At 68.1% G+C, this 18,143-nt stretch carries 19 protein-coding genes; 12 read left to right on the top strand and 7 right to left on the bottom strand.

Translation table 11 applies throughout. From position 1 onward, the window contains the following. Nucleotides 1–3: 3 nt before the first annotated feature. Nucleotides 4–1,707, bottom strand: coding sequence for an anthranilate synthase component 1 (locus tag FBF36_RS05495; RefSeq protein ID WP_034493029.1), 1,704 nt, complete (start codon nt 1,705–1,707; stop codon nt 4–6). A 159-nt stretch (nt 1,708–1,866) separates the two neighbouring features. Further along, nucleotides 1,867–2,373: a DedA family protein gene (locus FBF36_RS05500; protein ID WP_009397548.1), complete on the bottom strand. Its 507-nt coding sequence runs from the start codon at nt 2,371–2,373 to the stop codon at nt 1,867–1,869. A gap of 165 nt (nt 2,374–2,538) precedes the next feature. Between FBF36_RS05500 and lepA the strand changes: the two genes are divergently transcribed. The 5 genes from lepA (at nt 2,539) to hemW (ending at nt 9,032) form a co-directional block, all read left to right on the top strand. Continuing rightward, nucleotides 2,539–4,458 carry a translation elongation factor 4 gene (gene lepA / locus FBF36_RS05505; RefSeq protein WP_009397547.1) on the top strand — a complete coding sequence of 640 codons (1,920 nt, stop codon included), beginning with the start codon at nt 2,539–2,541 and terminating at the stop codon, nt 4,456–4,458. 75 nt (nt 4,459–4,533) lie between these two features. Next, nucleotides 4,534–5,349, top strand: coding sequence for an MOSC domain-containing protein (locus FBF36_RS05510; protein ID WP_009397546.1), 816 nt, complete (start codon nt 4,534–4,536; stop codon nt 5,347–5,349). Nucleotides 5,350–5,425: 76 nt separating this feature from the next. Further along, on the top strand, nt 5,426–6,436 hold the full coding sequence (trmB, locus tag FBF36_RS05515) for a tRNA (guanosine(46)-N7)-methyltransferase TrmB (RefSeq protein WP_009397545.1): 1,011 nt from the start codon (nt 5,426–5,428) through the stop codon (nt 6,434–6,436). Beyond that, nucleotides 6,433–7,749: a CynX/NimT family MFS transporter gene (locus FBF36_RS05520; protein WP_009397544.1), complete on the top strand. Its 1,317-nt coding sequence runs from the start codon at nt 6,433–6,435 to the stop codon at nt 7,747–7,749. Before trmB ends, FBF36_RS05520 begins: the two co-directional genes overlap by 4 nt. Next, a complete protein-coding gene (gene hemW, locus FBF36_RS05525) occupies nt 7,746–9,032 on the top strand; it encodes a radical SAM family heme chaperone HemW (RefSeq protein WP_009397543.1) in 1,287 nt (428 codons plus the stop codon). The genes FBF36_RS05520 and hemW overlap by 4 nt, the downstream gene beginning before the upstream one ends. Before the next feature lie 27 nt (nt 9,033–9,059). Here the strand turns inward: hemW and FBF36_RS05530 are convergent, their stop codons facing one another. Continuing rightward, nucleotides 9,060–10,025 (bottom strand): ImmA/IrrE family metallo-endopeptidase, encoded by a 966-nt coding sequence (locus FBF36_RS05530; RefSeq protein ID WP_225792474.1) that lies wholly within the window; start codon nt 10,023–10,025, stop codon nt 9,060–9,062. A gap of 158 nt (nt 10,026–10,183) precedes the next feature. After that, a complete protein-coding gene (locus tag FBF36_RS05535) occupies nt 10,184–10,885 on the bottom strand; it encodes a hypothetical protein (RefSeq protein WP_009397541.1) in 702 nt (233 codons plus the stop codon). Nucleotides 10,886–11,002: 117 nt separating this feature from the next. On the opposite strand from FBF36_RS05535, the gene FBF36_RS13660 reads away from it, so the two are divergent. After that, nucleotides 11,003–11,128, top strand: a complete 126-nt coding sequence (locus FBF36_RS13660) for a hypothetical protein (RefSeq protein ID WP_263970030.1) — start codon at nt 11,003–11,005, stop codon at nt 11,126–11,128. 57 nt (nt 11,129–11,185) lie between these two features. Here FBF36_RS13660 and FBF36_RS05540 read toward each other — a convergent pair whose 3' ends face one another. Beyond that, nucleotides 11,186–11,599 (bottom strand): EVE domain-containing protein, encoded by a 414-nt coding sequence (locus FBF36_RS05540; RefSeq protein ID WP_034493024.1) that lies wholly within the window; start codon nt 11,597–11,599, stop codon nt 11,186–11,188. Between the two features lie 103 nt (nt 11,600–11,702). Continuing rightward, a complete protein-coding gene (locus FBF36_RS05545) occupies nt 11,703–12,074 on the bottom strand; it encodes a VOC family protein (RefSeq protein WP_009397537.1) in 372 nt (123 codons plus the stop codon). Nucleotides 12,075–12,140: 66 nt separating this feature from the next. Here FBF36_RS05545 and FBF36_RS05550 point away from each other — a divergent pair, with 66 nt between their 5' ends. The 5 genes from FBF36_RS05550 (at nt 12,141) to FBF36_RS05570 (ending at nt 15,652) form a co-directional block, all read left to right on the top strand. Beyond that, entirely contained in the window at nt 12,141–12,572 is a 432-nt protein-coding gene (locus FBF36_RS05550) for a MarR family winged helix-turn-helix transcriptional regulator (RefSeq protein ID WP_009397536.1), read from the top strand. Nucleotides 12,573–12,671: 99 nt separating this feature from the next. Next, complete coding sequence (locus tag FBF36_RS05555; RefSeq protein WP_009397535.1) at nt 12,672–13,076, top strand: hypothetical protein; 405 nt, start codon at nt 12,672–12,674, stop codon at nt 13,074–13,076. 56 nt (nt 13,077–13,132) lie between these two features. Further along, nucleotides 13,133–13,459, top strand: coding sequence for a ferrochelatase (locus FBF36_RS13790; RefSeq protein WP_009397534.1), 327 nt, complete (start codon nt 13,133–13,135; stop codon nt 13,457–13,459). Between the two features lie 144 nt (nt 13,460–13,603). Further along, the gene (locus FBF36_RS05565) at nt 13,604–15,025 is read left to right on the top strand and encodes a sodium:proton antiporter (protein WP_009397533.1); all 1,422 of its coding nucleotides are present in this window, start codon (nt 13,604–13,606) and stop codon (nt 15,023–15,025) included. A 90-nt stretch (nt 15,026–15,115) separates the two neighbouring features. Next, on the top strand, nt 15,116–15,652 hold the full coding sequence (locus tag FBF36_RS05570; protein ID WP_225792475.1) for a VOC family protein: 537 nt from the start codon (nt 15,116–15,118) through the stop codon (nt 15,650–15,652). Nucleotides 15,653–15,790: 138 nt separating this feature from the next. Here FBF36_RS05570 and FBF36_RS05575 read toward each other — a convergent pair whose 3' ends face one another. Further along, on the bottom strand, nt 15,791–16,858 hold the full coding sequence (locus FBF36_RS05575) for a DUF3097 domain-containing protein (protein WP_412784062.1): 1,068 nt from the start codon (nt 16,856–16,858) through the stop codon (nt 15,791–15,793). Nucleotides 16,859–17,038: 180 nt separating this feature from the next. Here FBF36_RS05575 and hrcA point away from each other — a divergent pair, with 180 nt between their 5' ends. Continuing rightward, a complete protein-coding gene (gene hrcA / locus FBF36_RS05580) occupies nt 17,039–18,124 on the top strand; it encodes a heat-inducible transcriptional repressor HrcA (protein WP_138137262.1) in 1,086 nt (361 codons plus the stop codon). Nucleotides 18,125–18,143: the final 19 nt, after the last annotated feature.

Genomic DNA, 18,143 nt, shown 5'->3' on the forward strand with positions numbered 1-18,143 from the left:
GGCTCAGGCCTCCTTGCCGGTCGTGTCGATGATGAGTGCGGCGCCCTGTGCGGCGGCGACCGCCTCCAGGACGGCGCGGGCCTTGTGGACGGTCTCAGCGACCTCGGCGGCCGGGGAGGATGCCGCCACGACGCCGGCACCGGCCTGGACCAGGGCGCTCCCGTCCGTCACGAAGCCCGAGCGGATGACGATGCAGGTGTCCAGCTCGCCGTCGCCGCGGATGTAGCCCACCGAGCCGCCGTAGGAGCCGCGGCGCACGCCCTCGGCCTGGCGAATGAGCTCGGCGGCCCGCAGCTTGGGGGCTCCGGTGAGGGTTCCCATCGTCATGGAGGCGCGGAAGGCGTCCAGGGCGTCCAGGTCGTCGGCGAGCTCACCGGAGACCTCCGAGACCAGGTGCATCACCCGGCTGTAGCGGTCCACGCGCAGAAGGTCCTGGACGCTGCGGGTACCGGGGCGACTGACTCGGGCGACGTCGTTGCGGGCCAGGTCCACGAGCATGACGTGCTCGGCGACCTCCTTGGCATCGGTGCGCAGCTCCAGCTCCAGGCGGGTGTCACGCTCGTGATCCACTGAACCGTCAGGGTGCAGCCCGCGCGGCCGGGTCCCGGCGATCGGGCGGATGGCGACCCGACCGGTGCGTGCCGAGTGCAGCAGCGCCGACTCCGGGGAGGCGCCGAAGAGCTCGAAGTCCGGGGCGGCCAGGTAGAACATGTAGGGGCTGGGGTTGGCGTGGCGCAGCACGTGGTAGGCGGCCAGCGCATCCGGGCAGGCGATGGTGAAGCCGCGTGAGGGCACCACCTGGTAGACGTCGCCGTCGGCGATGTAGCCGCGCATCTCCTCCACAACCGCCTCGAAGTCGACGTCCGAGGTGGTGGGCACCGCGTGCAGGACGGGGGAGGCGGCGCCGTCGGTGGACGAGGCCGGCGCCTCGACGTCGGCTGCGTTGTCGATGCTGTCGATGGCGGCTGCTAACGCGTCCATGCGCCGCTCCAGGTCGGCGGTGTCGACCGAGGCACCCACCAGGGTCGCCTCCCGGGTGGGGTGGTCGACGACGAGGATGATGCGGGCGTCGTAGAAGAGGTAGTCCGGGCAGGTGTTGGCGCCCTGGGCCACCTCGGGCAGGGACTCGAAGGTGGACAGGTAGTCGAAGGCGAAGGCCCCGGCTTCCAACGGCAGGTGGGGATGGTCGACCTCAGCCTGGGCCAGCACCCGCAGGGGCTCGATCGTGGACAGGGCCGTCAGGCGCTCGCGCTCCTCGAGGGTGGGGTCGTCGTCGACGCTGGTGGGCAGGGTGAGGGTGAGCCGGCCGGGGGAGCGGTCGGTGACGTGCTCGCCCAGGTGCTCCTCCAGGCGGGTCAGGGCCGCGAGGCCGTCGGACCCGGCGTGCTCGCCGTTGACGACGTCCAGGGCCTCGGCGGTCACGGTGCCGCCCCAGCAGGTCAGCCTGGCCGAGGCCTCCAGGATGGCGACCGTGGTGCGCGAGGCCTTGGTGGTGATGTCGGCGCTCTCCAGCAGCACGCAGTCCACGGGGCGTACAGCCGCGTTGTCGTCTGCCGGGTTGTGGGTGGTGCGCAGCTGGCCGGCTCGGGTCAGGTGCTCCAGCAGTTCACCGCCGTCGGAGGGGTAGCGCACCGGGCGCGTGAGGACAGTTGGTGAGGCCGCAGGCGGTGCGGCCGAAGGTGCGGTGTCGGACACGGTGGGGGGCATGGGGCCTCTTTCCTGAGATCGTGGGTCAGGCGGGCCTCTCACTCATGCGTCGGGCGGGCCCGCGGTGAGCGAGCCGGTACGTCCTAGCGCGTCAGGATGGCGGCTCGCCTCGAGGGGAGCCACCACCAGGTCGTGCGCCGTGTCGTCATGGCGGTCACTCTAACCCTGCCGACCCTGGGAGACGAAACCGGTCTCACCAGCCGTCTCAGTGATCGTGGTCCGTCGTCGACGGCGGACCACGATGGAGACGATCAGCGCCGCGGCGGCCAGGATGACGACGATGCGGCCGATCGGCCCGGTGAGCCACGCCGTCAGGATCGCCATCCCGATGGTCGTGTAGACGGCGGCCCAGGCGATCGCCCCGGCGGCCGTGGCCGCCACGTAGCGGCGCAGCGGCATACGGGCCACGCCCGCGGAGATCTGGATGACGCTCTGCAGGCCGACGGTCAGGAAGGACATCGGTACGGCCAGCACGCCCCAGCGGGCCGACCACGCCTGTGCGCGGGCGTACATGGGCGACTCGAGCAGCGAGACCCACCGGGTGCGCGCGGTCCCCGCCGTGATGCCCCGGCCGATCCAGTACATGGTGTGCGAGCGCATCATGGCCAGGCACCAGAAGAACAGGAAGACCCAGGGGTAGGGCAGGCTGTGGATCCGTTCCAGCATGTGAGGAAGGCTAACCTAAGTCGAACGGTGTCCGGTCGTGAGCTCGTCTACGCCGCATGTTCATAGGAACCATGGGGAGCCGGCGTGCGGCCGCACCTCACACTGCTGGCTGGCCCGGCGGGCTGGGGTGGTGGGCCGCCGTCGTGGGAGACTTGCCTCAGACCCATGCCGGATATGAGGAAGAGCCAGGAACCGATCCCCGTGTCACCGATCCCCACACCAGAGCAGATGACCAGCGTCCAGCCTGCCGCCACCGAGCAGGCCCGGCTGCGCAACTTCTGCATCATCGCGCACATCGACCACGGCAAGTCCACCCTGGCCGACCGCATGCTCCAGGCCACCGGCGTCGTCCAGCCCCGTGACATGCGCGCCCAGTACCTGGACCGCATGGACATCGAGCGCGAGCGCGGCATCACCATCAAGTCCCAGGCCGTGCGCATGCCCTGGGCCATTGAGGGCGACGACGGCGTCACGCGCGCGTACGCGCTCAACATGATCGACACCCCCGGTCACGTCGACTTCTCCTACGAGGTCAACCGCTCCCTGGCCGCCTGCGAGGGTGCGGTCCTCCTGGTCGACGCAGCCCAGGGCATCCAGGCCCAGACCCTGGCCAACCTCTACATGGCCATCGAGGGGGACCTGACCATCATCCCGGTCCTCAACAAGATCGACCTGCCTGCCGCCGAGCCGGAGAAGCACGCCGAGGAGATCGCCTCCCTCATCGGCTGCGACGTCGATGACATCCTCAAAGTCTCCGGCAAGACCGGGCAGGGCGTGCCCAAGCTGCTCGACCGGATCGTCGAGACCGTCCCGCCCCCGCACGGCGATCCCGACGCTCCGGCGCGCGCCATGATCTTCGACTCCGTCTACGACACCTACCGCGGCGTGGTCACCTACGTGCGCGTTGTCGACGGCGCCCTCAAGCCCCGCGAGCGCATCGAGATGCTCTCCACCAAGGCCGTCCACGACCTCCTGGAGATCGGCGTCATCAGCCCCGAGCCCACGCCGTCGGCCGGCCTGGGGGCCGGCGAGGTCGGCTACCTCATCACCGGGGTCAAGGACGTGCGCCAGTCCAAGGTCGGTGACACGGTCACCTCCGCGGCGGCACCGGCCGACGAGCCGCTGTCGGGCTACCAGGACCCCAAGCCTATGGTCTTCTCCGGCCTGTTTCCGGTGGACGGCTCGGACTTCCCGGCCCTGCGCGACGCCCTGGACAAGCTCAAGCTCAACGACGCCGCCCTGACCTACGAGCCGGAGACCTCGGTGGCCCTGGGCTTCGGCTTCCGCTGCGGCTACCTGGGCCTGCTGCACCTGGAGATCATCCGCGAGCGCCTGGAGCGCGAGTTCAACCTGGACATCATCTCCACCGCCCCCTCCGTGGTCTACGAGGTGACCATGGAGGACCGCACCACGCACACGGTGACCAACCCCAGCGAGTTCCCTGAGGGCAAGGTCGCTTCCGTCTCCGAGCCGGTGGTGCGGGCCACGATCCTGACCCCCAGCGAGTTCGTGGGCACGGTCATGGAGCTGTGCCAGTCACGTCGCGGCACCATGCAGGGCATGGACTACCTCTCCGAGTCACGCGTGGAGATGCACTACGTGCTGCCGCTGGCGGAGATCGTCTTCGACTTCTTCGACTCCCTGAAGTCGCGGACCCGCGGCTACGCCTCCCTGGACTACGAGGCGGACGGCTCCCAGGACGCCGACCTGGTCAAGGTTGACATCCTGCTCAACGGGGACAAGGTGGACGCCTTCAGCGCCATCGTCCACCGCGACTCGGCCTACTCCTACGGCGTCATGATGACCAAGCGTCTCAAGGACCTCATCCCGCGCCAGCAGTTCGAGGTTCCCGTGCAGGCGGCCATCGGCACCCGCGTCATCGCCCGCGAGACCATCCGGGCCCTGCGCAAGGACATGCTCGCCAAGTGCTACGGCGGTGACATCACCCGTAAGCGCAAGCTGCTGGAGAAGCAGAAGGAGGGTAAGAAGCGCATGAAGGCCATCGGCCGGGTCGAGGTGCCCCAGGAGGCCTTCATCGCGGCCCTCGGCGCGGACACGCCCACCGGCACCAAGCCGGGCAAGTAGTCCAGCCAGCGGGCACGAGCAGGATCGAGCAGGACCAGGACGGCGCCGGCGGATGACGGAAGGACGGCTGCGGACATGAGCGACACGAGCAGGCAGACCACGGTTGACGCTGCCCTGACCGACGACGGCTCCGGCCTGGTCCTGACCCGGGAGCTGGCCCGGGTCCTGGGCGAGCCCCACGCCGGCGCGGACGGGCGTCACCATGATGAGCCCTCACCGTTCCACGACGGTGACCTGGTGGGAACCGTCAGCGCGGTGTGCACTGTCAAGGGGCTGCGGCCCGACGCCGGAGAGGCAGGCGTCTCGGCGATCCACAAGGGCGCCGTCGACGGGCCGGTCGAGGTCGGCCGCACCGGGATCGTCACCGACAAGCACGGGGACCGCGCCCACCACGGGGGCAGTGACAAGGCCCTCTATGTCATGAGCGCTGCTGAGCAGCGACACTGGTCCGAGGTCCTGGGCGGTATCGAGCCGGGGCGGCTGGGGGAGAACCTCCTCATCGAGGGCGACATCGATGACGTGGAGATCGGTGCGATCCTGTCCATCGGCGACCCGAGCAACGGAGGACTGCGGGTCAGGGTGACCGGTGTGCGCAACCCGTGCGCCACCTTCGCCCGCGGTGTGGGCCGCGCGGACTGGGTGGAGGTCTTCTCGGCGCGCAACCGGGTGGGCGTCTACCTGGCAGTGCTTGACGAGGGCGCGGTGCAGGCCGGCGACGAGGTGCGCGTGGTCTCCGCCCCGGGGCACCGGGTCACCTGCCGGCGCTGGTTCGCCCACCACGACCCGCGCGACGCCCAGGGGCTGCTCAACTCCGAGGTCTTCGGCAACTGCGTGATCGCCCCCTTCACCAAGAAGTACGTGCGCGCCGCCGCCCACGAGCAGGTCGGCTGACCGCGCCGCCCAGCGCCTGAAGGCACCAGGCAGACGGTTTCGAGACCTCACAGAAGTAAAGGACATAAGGCTCCGCATGGCTCAGCACCACCCGCCCCGCTCCCACGCCATCCACTCGCGGGTACGCTCCTTCTCGCGCTCCGGCGGCAGGCTGCGCCCCGTCCAGGCCGAGGCCCTGGCCGAGCTCGGGCCCCGCTACGTGGTCGATGTGCCGCGGGCCGATGCCGTGCGCACCGTGTCCCCGAGCTTCCGCCTGGAGCCGGAGAAGGTCTTCGGGCACGTGGGGCAGGTCAGGCCGCTGATCGTCGAGGTCGGGCCGGGCAGTGGTGAGGCGCTGCTGGCCCATGCCGCCGCCCATCCGGGTGCTGACTACCTGGCGGTGGAGGTCTGGGAGACCGCGATCGCCCGACTGGTGACCTCGATCCACCGCCGGGGCCTGCACAATGTGCGCGTCGTCCCCGCCGACGCCTCCCAGCTGCTGGCCACGGCCCTGCCGGTGTCCTGCGCCAGCGAGGTGTGGGTCTTCTTCCCCGACCCCTGGCGCAAGCCCCGGCACCGCAAGCGCCGCCTGGTGACCACTGCCTTCGCCGACTCGGTGGCGCGGGTGCTGCGTTCCGGCGGGGTGTGGCGCCTGGCCACCGACTGGGCGGACTACGCCTGGCAGATGCGCGACGTCTTCGAGGACGTGGCGGCGCTGCCCACCGGTCTGCGCCCGGACGCCACCCTGCCCTACTTCCGGCACGACGACGCCGGTGCCCGACCCGACCTGGGGGCCGAGACCGCCGAGGAGGACAGTCTGGGCAACGGCCTGGACCCGGGTTCCCCCGCGGGGGTGCGTGGCGGATGGTCGCCCCGTTACGAGGGGCGGGTCATGACCCGCTTCGAGCAGCGTGGCCTGGACGCCGGGCGCACGATCCGCGACCTGACCGCTGTGCGCACCGAGGTGGCCTGGATCCCCGAGCGGGGCGCCTCCATGCTGGATCGCCTCGAGGCCGAGGGGCAGGCCTGGAACCACCTGGAGTCCCAGCCCTGGCGACTGCGCGAGGGCCGCGGCGACGGCCTGCTGCACCCGGCGGACCGGCCGTGACCATTGTCTCCAGGCTGCCCCGCCGCGCCTGGCTCATGGTCATCGTCGCCGGGTTCCTCGGGTTCTGCGCGGTCCTGCGGGCTCCCGTGGGCGTCATCCCGCCCCTGCTGACGCGCCTGGGACAGGACCTGGGCATGGGGGAGGTGGCCCGCGGCGCACTGACCTCCGTGCCGATCCTGTGCTTCGGGCTGCTCACCCCGCTGGCCTCGACCGTGGTGCGCCGTGTCGGCATCAACACCGCGGGCCTGCTCACCCTGGGAATGGCTCTGGTCGGGGCGCTGCTGCGCTCGGCCGGTGCCACCTGGGCGGCCTTCGTCGGAACCGTCATCATCGGGGCGGGGCTGACAGTGGGCAACCTGGTGGCGCCCATGGTCATCGGCCGCGACTTCTGGCACCGCACCTCACTCATGACGGGCCTGTACTCCTCCACCTGCAACGTCATCGTCACCGCTGCCACCGCCCTGGCCGTGCCGCTTGCCCTCGTCATCGGCTGGCAGGGCTCGGCCGCCGCCTGGACCGCCATCCCGGTGCTGCTGGCTGGGGCACTGTGGCTGTGGGTCTTCCCGCCCGGCAGTCAGGCGCCCAGGCAGAGCCTGCGGGAACGATCGGGCATGACCTCCTGGGTGACGGAGCGCTCCCTGGCCCGGCCGACGCAGTCGACCGGCACTGCTGTCTGGAGACGCCCCCTGACCTGGGTGATGGCCGTGGCCTTCGCAGCCCAGACCTTCTCCTACTACGCGATCTCGGGGTGGCTGCCCACGGCCCTGGTTGATGAGCTCGCCATGAGTGAGTCCGTCGCGGGCGTTGCCGCCTCCGTCTTCTCCCTGCTGGGAATCGTGGGGCCTCTGATGGTCCCGGTGATGTTTGAGACGCTGGGGTGGCCGGCCAGCAGGGTCCTCGGCGTCATCTGCGCCTGCTGGCTCATGCTGCCGATCTGCCTGACGGTGGCCCCCGGCTACTGGCTGGTGCCCTGCATGTTCTCGGGCATCGCGCACGGCGCCTTCTTCGCCGCCCTGTTCACCCTGGTCATCCGCCGCTCGGAGTCGGTCGACGAGAACCGCCGGACCACCGCGGTCATCCAGACGACCGGCTACTGCCTGGCCGCCGTCGGCCCGGTGGTGATGGGCTGGGTCCATGAGCGCAGCGGCGGCTGGGTGGCCCCTTTCGCCATGGTGGTGGGAGTACTGGTGCTCATGACCGTGTGCGCCCAGATCGCGGCCCGCGCGGGCGACTCCGGCAGGCCCGAGCCGGCCATTCCCGCCGGCGTCCTGCGGGGCGATGAACGGGCCGAAGACCAAGGCGGCGACCATTGAGCCCGGCCCAGCCGGTGGGCGATCCTCTGCCGGGAACTGGGGAGCTTCCGGCGCAGGTGATCGCCCCCGCTCCGGGCGGGGCAGAGCGCCCGTTCTCGGTGTACCTGCACGTGCCCTACTGCCAGGTGCGTTGCGGCTACTGCGACTTCAACACCTACACGAACCTGACCATGGGGCAGGGAGCCTCGGCCGAGGACTTCGTGGGAACTCTCGCCGGCGAGCTGCGCGCCGCCCGCCGCGCCATGGACGGCGTGGGCCTGCCGGTGCGTTCAGCCCGGACCGTCTTCGTGGGTGGCGGAACCCCCACCATGCTGCCCGCCTCCGACCTGGTGAGCATGCTGGAGCTGGTGCGCGAGTGCTTCGGGCTCGCCGCCAACGCGGAGGTGACCACGGAGGCCAACCCGGACTCCGTGGACGAGGCGGGGCTGGCGGCCCTGGCCGAAGGCGGTTTCAGCCGGGTCTCCTTCGGCATGCAGTCGGCCGTGCCCCATGTGCTGAAGGTCCTGGAGCGCACCCACGAGCCCGCCCGGGTGCCCCGCGTGGTGGAGTGGGCGCGGCGGACCGGCCTGAGTACCTCCCTGGACCTCATCTACGGGGCGCCGGGGGAGTCCCTCGAGGACTGGCAGCGCTCCCTGGACGCGGTGACCCGGATCAGCCCGGACCACGTGAGCGCCTACGCCCTGGTCATCGAGGAGGGCACCAGGATGTGGGGGCAGGTCCGCCGCGGAGAGCTGCCGATGCCCGAGGACGACGACGAGGCCACCAAGTACGAGATGGCCGATGCCGTTCTGCGCCAGGCCGGCTACGAGTGGTACGAGATCTCCAACTGGGCGCGACCCGGCGCCGAGTGCCGCCACAACCAGGCCTACTGGCTCGACTGGGACTGGTGGGGCGCCGGGCCCGGGGCGCACTCCCACCTGGGGGACGTGCGCCTGTGGAACACCAAGCACCCGGTTGCCTGGGCCGGGCAGATCGCCACCGGCCACCTGCCCGTGGCCGGGCACGAGGCCATCGACGCCGACTCCCGCGAGCTGGAGCGCATCATGCTGGGCATCCGCCTGCGTGAGGGCATCGAGCTGGCGAGCCTCGGGTCCGGGCCGAGCGGCCCACCAACAGACCTACCTGACGCCGCCGGAGCCACCCCGCCGCACTTGGTGCCCGTTGTGGCCGGTCTCGTCGCCGATGGACTGCTCGACGCCAGTGCAGCCATGAGGGGCCGGGCGGTGCTCACCCTGCGCGGCCGTCTCATGGCCGATACCGTCACCCGCGCCCTGACCCGATGAACCCACCCCAGTTACTGCTGAAATGAGCTACTTCACAATCTGAAGTGTTGGTCTGACAGTCGGGTGCTCCTCACTGCCTGAATTCTCCAAGCTGGATTCCGTGCCCGTATCTGGGGCTACGTGAAGCGCTTGGCCGAGCATAAAACCAGTAACATCGTCAGGACGTTGACCGATTGTCCTAGCCCAGTCTGAGACTGAGAGTCCTCGAGACCTCAGATGATCATTGACAGTGCTGAAGACTCGTGATTTTTCATAGGGGAGCATACTGCCTGGCTCTCCGTGATGGAAGCCTCGTGTGGTGAGCGTAGCGAGCATCTGCCGGTATCCCCAGTCCGACAACAATCCTGCGTCATAGATAGAACGCGCCGTTGCGATCGCCGACGTCCCGTAGGTGATCTTGATCTTCATCAGAGTGTCGAGTGACGGAGGGCTTGATAACTTGGCGCGCAAGGACTCTGTGGGAAGCAGGAACTCGGCGGCAAAAATATTCGCTTCATGCTCGATCTGCCGGTCTGTTGCCTCTTCGGTTTTGGTGACATCTGAGTGGAGTATCAAATGGCCGATCTCGTGTGCCAGATCGAAGCGTGAACGCTCCGCTGTCTTGACGCGGGACAGGAAGATGAAGGGGCGTCCGTCCGCCGACCAGAAACTGAATGCATCCACTTTGACGTCCGCCAACGGAATCCCGAGGACTCTGATTCCATGAGCCTCAGCCATCTGCACCAGGTTGGGAGCAGGTTCCAGGCCCATTCCCCATGCTAGACGCAGAGCCATGGCCGCCTCTTGAGGTGAGTTGCGAAACTCGGTGTCGAGCAGGCTGAGGGCAGGTGTCCTAAAATGTTTGGAAATGGACCTGTAGAACTCGACCCCCAGTGCTCCGAAGGCTGTTGAACGACGCAGTAAGACGGATGGAGAGCGTCGTCGTGCCCGGAAGAACAGCTGTTTCTCTTCCAGTAGGTCAATCTCCTTGGTCGAGAAGAACTCGGGCGGCATCCCTGTGATGGTGGCGATCTGAAGCAACCTCGATGAGGGGAGGCCCGTAGACTCCCATGTCGTCACTGTGCGAGGTGTCGTCCCTGTCTTGTGGGCCAGCGCTGACTTGGACAGTCCTGCCCTCTGTCTGGCCAAGGTGACTCGCGATGCCTCGAGTGTCATGAAATAGCGGTGATCTCGAAGTCCACGTCCTGTGTGGCTGCATAGGACTGCATGTCGTCTCCGGAAGACAATTCAGTATATCCTGAGAGATCTTGTGCGGGAAGAATGATGCGCGTCTCCCACTGGCTGACGAAGCCTTTGTCGCATTCTATCGGCAGCGATAGCTCCAGGCGTAACTCATTGCTGGCTCGGTCCCAGAAATAGAGCAGGATCCAGGTTTGCAGGTTGGCGAAAACTGTATCCTCATCTCCAGGTCCGAGGTTGAGCCGACACTGCGTGTATCTCGGAGCTCTACTCCTTGCCGCGTTGTTTTCGATCTCATTGGCGAATCTGGGGCCTTTGATGCGCGCATTGCGCGGGTTGCCGTTCGCGTGAGCAGTCTGTGCGTCGCCGCCAACTGCTGCGATTGCCATGCTCCCGTCTGGGCTGACCGATCGGGGTGCGTTGGCGATGTCATGGTGCTTCCAGTCCTCCTCGTTGAGCTGTTTGCGCAGAGCTCCCACGATCTTCGACCAGATGGAGATCCCGAAGGCGATCGCCGGCTCGAAAGATGAGTAGCTGATGACTGCGCTCTGCAGCCCCTCAACGCAGGACCGAGTGAGGTTGGAGGGGATCAGACCCATCGCGTGAAGTTCCTGCTCGGCCGCCGCTCCGGTGATGACTCGTGCGCGTGGTAGCTGTGTGATGGGCTGGGTCATGAGAGCCTCCCAGAGCCTCGAACAAGTGGACGAAACCAGAAGTTACCACAGGTGAGCGTGCAGAACCGGAAGTGACAGGGTGTTGCTCGTCGCTGCTGTGCGATCAAGGTGGCGAGCTTGTCGTTGGTGGGTCTCGTCGTCGGTGGACTGCTCGACGCCAGTGCAGCCATGAGGGGCCGGGCGGTGCTCACCCTGCGCGGCCGTCTCATGGCCGACGCCGTCACCCGAGCCCTGACCCAGTGAGCGAGTGAGCCGATAGGGCGTCGACTTCTGGCTGCAATTCATTGACGGCATCCTGTGCTACTCGCCGTCCGACAGCATGTACTCCTGAATCGCCTGGAACAGCTCAGGCAGCAGCTCCACGTGGCCGAAGCGCAGCTTTGGTGCTACCTCGCTCCAGCCCGGCAGGGTGCGCAGGACATCAAGCGGCACTTCTCGCACCGGCGTCTGCCACTCGATGTCGCGTCGGTACGGAACGAAACCGGGAAACATCTCGTACTGGTAGACCTCGTCCCCGGTGACCACTCCGCAGGCGGTGATCGCCTGACACGGACGGCGCGACCTGAACTCCTGCTTCGGTGAGTAGTAGAGGATGTGGTCGCCTCTCCGCATACGTTGAAGCGGTGCCTTCTTGCCGTGGCACAGCTGACAGAACCCGTCAGCCACCCCCAGAGCCACATGATCCTTGGAAGCAACGCCAAGCCAGTATCTCAATGTGTTGTCCTTTCTGTCGTGTCGGGTTCGGCCTGTACGCCGGTGAGTGGCCGGCTCGGCTGCTGGGGCTCAACCGGCCACTCACCGGCGTGATCGGCTCAGGTCACGACGCCTTCTCGTGAACGGTGACGGCATAGCCATCCGGATCGGCGAAGGTGAACGTCAGGCCGAAGGGGCTGGGAGCAGGATCGGCCAGGATTGCTGTTCCTGAGGCCTCGAGCGAGTCGTGCAGCTCCTGAACCGCGTCGCAGTGCAGCCAGAGTGCCACCCCGAGACCGGGACGGGGAGCCTCAGAGAGATCAACTCCGGGCAGGGGCTCGCGAACCGCGAAGGGGATCGGCGTTGTGGCGAAGAGGACGGCGCCAGGAGGTGAGGCTGGGGTGCGGCGCAGTCCCAGGGCGTTCTCGTAGAACTCCGCGGAACGCTCGAGGTCGCTCACCTGCAGGGCGATGAAGTCGGGGCCGGTGACAGTCATGGAGATCTCCTCTCAGACGATATATGTCAGATTTCTGACATATCGAGAGTATGTCAGAATACTGCTATGAGTCAAGACGACCCCAGGGAGCTCCTCGGCTACCAGCTCAAGCATGTCCAGGCCGCGCTTCGAGCACGTATGGACGAGGCCCTCCGACCTCTGGGGCTGAGTGCTCCCCAGTACCTCTGTCTCGAGCTGCTCAGTCGTGCCCCGGGAGCCTCGACCTCCGACCTCGCCAGAGAGGCCTTCGTGACCCGCCAGACCATGAGTACGCTTCTGCGCACCCTGGTGGACCGTGGTCTGGCTCAACGTGCCGCCCAGGCGTCTTCCGGCCGCGCACTACCGGTGCAGCTCACCCCTGAAGGGCGGGACCTCCTCGGGGAGGCGTCGAGGGTGACGGTGGAGGTCGAGCGGGTCATGATTTCGCCGCTTAGTGAGTCCCAGTTGCGCGTGGTGCAAGAGGCGCTCTCGGTCTGCATCGCTGCTCTTGAGGAGTGAATGCGTGGGTTGCAGGGTGCTTCTCCCCATCGCGCTGAGCCGGTGACGCAGTAGGCTGACGACAGGCCAGTAGCTGGGCGGAATCGAAAGGGGCCGGCGATGATGATGACGCCTGAGATGACACCTGAAACGCAGGTCCTGCTCAGGGTGCCGGCGAACCATCTCGCCCGGCCGGCTTCCGCTTTTGAGCAGTTCATCTCGCTGCCCGCCATCCTCACTGGCGCGCGGGGTCGCGTGGCGCGCGGAGGGCATCTCTCGGTCACCACCACGGAGGTCGTCTTCGAGCCCCACTCCATGAATCTCAACAATGACCGAAGTCGGCTACGTATCCCTATTGCTGAAATCCTCGCTGCACGCCCCAAGGTCTTCATTCTCCACGTCACCGTTGTCATCTCAACCGCGCGGGGAGGCGATCTGGAGTTCGTGACGTGGAGCAGGAAGAGGATCATTGCGGCGATCCAGCAGGCGCGGGCCGCTCAAGGCCTGCACCTGCTGATGCAGTGATACTTTCAGCGTCGTGTCGGGGCTTGTGGAAATTGCGGAATCGCCTTCTGGGAATTATGTCCTCCCGTGTGACCTCATCTCCGGAGGCCTCCTCCGTGCCCCTGAACCCCACTGCCCCCGACCTGCCGGGCGCGGGCGAGCGCCCCGCCCTCATCCTGGCCAACCTCGGCACGCCGTCGGCTCCCACGCCCAGAGCCGTTCGGCCCTTCCTGCGGGAGTTCCTCTCCGACCGCCGGATCGAGGAGGTCGACCAGCTCAACCGCGAGACCTTCACCACTGCCGGGGGTGGCGGCTTCCACTGCGTCCCCTGGGGCAACGACTCCGACGGCGCCATTGCCACCCTGGCTCAGCAGGCCAGAAAGGTACTGGCCGGCTGGATCTGAGCCCGGCGCGGCCCGGCGGCCCCGCTACCCGCATCAGGCCGGAAAATCGGTCTCAGCACGAGAGACCACAGCCCCTCACCGGGGAAACTGATGCCCGGGACGGTATGGTGACACGAACCGTCCAGATTCTGTGAGGAAGTCGCCGTGCATCTTGAGTGGTGGTCCGTCCTGCCCTTCGCGGGCATGCTCGCCTGCATCGCCGTCCTGCCGCTGATCCCGGCCACGGCCCACTGGTGGGAGAAGCACACCAGCCAGCTGATCGTCGCCGTGGGCCTGGGGGTGCCGGTGGCCGCCTGGATGTGGGTCTCCCTCGGGTGGACGTCCGTCTTCGCCGCCGTGGTGGAGTACGGCCAGTTCATCTGCCTGCTGCTGGCCCTGTTCGTCGTCTCCGGAGGCATCTTCCTCAAAGGCGATATCCGGGCCACGCCCCGCAACAACACGATCTTCCTGGCCGTCGGCGGAGTCATCGCCTCCTTCGTGGGCACCACCGGAGCCGCCATGCTCCTCATCCGACCCCTGCTGGCCACCAACAAGGAACGCCACTACCGGGTGCACACGGTGCTGTATACGATCTTCATCGTGGCCAACTGCGGCGGACTCCTCACACCCCTGGGCGACCCGCCCCTGTTCCTGGGCTTCCTGCGCGGGGTGCCCTTCACCTGGACCTTCAACCTCCTGCGCGAGTACCTCTTCGTCAACATCATGCTGCTGGTGGGCTACTACGCCCTGGACTCCTACTACTACTCCCAGGAGCCCGCCAAGGCCGTGCACGACGATGACACCGAGATCGAGCCCCTGGGCCTCAAGGGCTCGCTCAACTTCGTCTTCTTCGCGGTCATCATCGCCGCCGTCGCCTTCGCCCCCTCCATTGACGTTCACGCCATCGAGGAGGGGCATGCCGCCATAGGTGACTGGATCCCCGTGCGCGAGTTCATCATGCTCGGCTCCGCAGCCGGCTCCTACTTCCTGGGCAGCCGCGAGGTCCGTTTCAAGGACAACCAGTTCACCTGGGGGCCCATCGCCGAGGTCGCCATCCTGTTCATCGGCATCTTCCTCACCATGATCCCTGCCCTGCACTACCTCGACGAGGTCGCCGGCTCGCTGCCGCTCAACGAGGTCACCTTCTTCATCTTCACCGGCGGGCTCTCCTCCGTCCTGGACAACGCCCCCACCTACGCGACCTTCTTCGAGATGGCCGGCAAGGTGCCCCACCCCGGTGGTGCTGACGTGGCCGGGATCCCTGAGCTCTACCTCGTGTCCATCTCACTGGGAGCCGTTCTGTGCGGTGCCATCACCTACATCGGCAACGGCCCGAACTTCATGGTCAAGTCCGTCGCCGAGTCCGACGGCGTCGAGATGCCCAGCTTCGGCGGCTACGTAGGACGCTCTATGAAGCACCTGGTGCCGGTCATCGCCGCCATGGTCCTGCTCTTCATCGCCCCGGGCCTCCTGTGGAAGGTCCTGGGCGGGCTGCTCACCGTGGGGCTCCTGGGCCGCGACGTCTTCCTGCTCTCCCAGTCCCGCCGGCTCGCCCTGGCCGACCAGGCCGAGGGTGGGGACAACTGAGCTGGTTGTCGGACTCTGATGGTCCACCAGCTGCATCTGTCCTCGCAAGGGCGGGTTCCCTCCCGGATTGCGTATGCGTAGCCTGAGCACGTGCAGCTGGGACACGTCATCTACAAGGTCAAGGACCTCTCTCGGGCAGTGGCCGACTTCGAGGCCAGGGGCTTCGCCGTCGAGTACGGCACAGTGAAGCGTCCCTACAACGCGCTCATCTACTTTTCTTCCGGCCCCTACCTGGAGCTCCTGGCCCGCGCAGGCATGCCGTCGCTCCTGGGGCGCCTGCTCGCGCTCGGCCCGCGCGGAGGCGCGGCTCGCCGCTTCCTCTCCTGGGACCGAGGCCCCGAAGGGGTGTGCGGCCTGTGCCTCGAGGGCGATGCCTCCGAGCTGGAGGAGGGGACAACCCTGCTGAGCAGCAAGGGCCTGCGCCTCAAGCCCAAGCGCGTGGACCCCCACGGACGGGAGCTGCGCTACGAGGTCTTCTTCCCCGACGACGTCGACCTGCCGTTTCTCATGAGCCACTTCAGCACTGAACCCAGACCCCGGGACTTCACCCACCCCAACGGATCGGCTCCATCGCCCACGTCACCTACCCGATGCCCGAGCGCAAGTGGAACACCGTCCTCAGGCTGAGCGATGACGATCGGCTCGAGCTCGTGGAACCCGGGCAGACCATGACGGTGACCTTCGACGACGGCAGTGTCCTGTGAGACTCCCCGTGAGGGCACTGTGTTGAGGGCCGTGGCTCCTCGGCGACTCTTCGGTGACTCCTCAGCGCGTGCCCGGGGCGGTGACGAAGTCGATGAGCTCCTCCATTCGGCCCAGCAGGCTCGGCTCGAGGTCCTTGTAGGAGCGCACCGTCGCCAGGATGCGCTGCCAGCCCCGGGCGACGTCGGCCTGGGTGTCGTGCGGCCAGCCCAGGGCCTCCAGGGTGCCGTGCTTGATGTCGGTGCCCCGCGGGACGTCCGGCCAGCGATCCAGACCCACCCGGGTCGGCTTGACCGCCTGCCACACGTCCACGTACGGGTGCCCCAGGACCAGCACGTTCTCCCCGCCGGGCATCTCAGTCACTCGCTGGGCGATCCGCGACTCCTTGGAGCCGGCCACGAGGTGGTCCACGAGGACGCCGGCCCGCCGCTCGGGGGCTGGACCGAAGTCGGCCATGACCTCCTCGAGGTTGTCGACGCCGTCGAGCATGAGGACGACGACGCCCTCGTGGCGCAGATCATCACCCCAGACCTTCTCCACCAGCTCGGCGTCGTGCTTGCCCTCCACCCAGATGCGAGAGGCGCGGGCCACCTTGGCCCGCTCGCCCTCAACCGCGTAGGAACCCGAGGCCGTCAGCCGTCTCCCGGCGGCGCTCACCGGGCCGGTGGGCGTGCGCCTGCGAGCCACAGGCGGATCCAGGACCACCGGACTGCGCTCGATCCAGAACCCCGGCCCCAGAGCGAAACCGCGGCGCACACCGTGACGGTCCTCCAGGACCACGACGTGCTGACCGCCAGACTTCTCCACCGCCACCGCGGCACCGACGAACCCGGTCTGCCGGTCCTCAACCACCAGACCCGGCGTCACCGGCACGTGCACCGACTCCGGGCGCACAGCGCCCGGTCCCGTGCGGTGCGGATTGACCGACAGGACGTCCCCGCCGTAGCGGTCACTTGACGACGGCGTGCGGGCAGTGGGCTTGCTCGCAGCCGCCCCGCTGCGCGAGCGCGAACCGGTCGGGGCGCCCTGCGCCTGCTGCTTCTGCTCCGCCTTGGCGCGAGCCCTCAGGGCGGCGCGGCGGGCGGCGGTCGATCCGGGCACGGGGGAGCGGTACGGGGCGGGCGTGTTCACCCTCGGCACGGTAGGGGAAACTCACGGTCCACCGGCGGTGGACCCGCCGGACCACAGCGTAGGATGGCACTCACGTGGGGTGAGTGCTAACCGCTGGCCGCACCCCACCGGTGCGCGGGCGGCCTGTCGCCCGACGCCGGCACTGATCGCGTCTCGGCAATGACGAGGGGAGGAGGACCCGTGGCCAACGACCGACGTCTCAAGGTCCTGTCCGCCATCGTCACCGACTACGTGCGCACGCGCGAACCCGTGGGTTCCAAGGCCCTCGTGGAGCGCTACCGCCTGGGCGTCTCTCCTGCCACCATCCGCAACGACATGGCGGCACTGGAGGACGAGGGCTACATCCACCAGCCGCACACCTCAGCCGGGCGCGTGCCCACCCAGAAGGGCTACCGGCTCTTCGTCGACGAGGTCGCCCGCGTCAAACCCCTCTCGGCGCCCGAGCGGGCCGCCATCACCGCGCTCCTGTCGGGAGCGGTCGACCTGGAGCAGGTCGTGGCCCGCACCGTGCGAGCACTGGCCCAGCTGACCGGCCAGCTCGCCGTCGTCGAGTACCCCAGCCTCAGGTACGCGGCCCTCCAGCACCTCGAGCTCGTGGCCCTGGGGCCGGAGCGCATCCTGCTGGTCATCATCACCGACACCGGCCGTGTCGACCAGCGCACCGTGACCCTCAGGTCCAGGGGCTCCTTGAGCTCTCACCATGACGGGGGCTTCGACATCACCGACGTCGTCGACCCCCTCGTCCTGGAGCGCCTGCGCACCCGCCTCAACAGCTCCCTCGCGGGCCGCCGCGCCGCCGACGTCGCCCCGATCCTGGCCGCCCTGGCCGAGCAGGCGCCCGCCGACGAGCGGATCCTGCTCGAGGCCGTCTCCGACGAGCTCGTCGCCGCCCTGCGCCCCGACGCCGAAGAACGGCTCGTCGTCGCCGGGACCGCGAACCTGGCCCGCGCCACCCCCGACTTCTCCTCCCTGGGTCCCCTCCTGGACGCCGTCGAGGAGCAGGTGGTGCTGCTGCGCCTGTTCACCGCCGCCGACGTCGCCCAGGCCGGTGAGAACCGGATGCGCGTGAGTATCGGCTCGGAGAACAACGACGACGCCCTGGCCGAGGCCTCCGTCGTCACCACCACCTACGGACCGGGCACCGGTGAGGCCGTCGCCCACCTCGGGGTCATCGGCCCCACCCGCATGGACTACCCGGCCACCATGACCGCCGTCCGGGCCGTGGCCCGCTACCTCTCCCGGTTCCTGTCCCCACCGGAGACGTGAGAACCGGCCCGCCCGACCC

Source organism: Actinomyces sp. oral taxon 171 str. F0337 (assembly GCF_005696555.1).
GTDB classification, from domain to species: domain Bacteria; phylum Actinomycetota; class Actinomycetes; order Actinomycetales; family Actinomycetaceae; genus Actinomyces; species Actinomyces oris_E.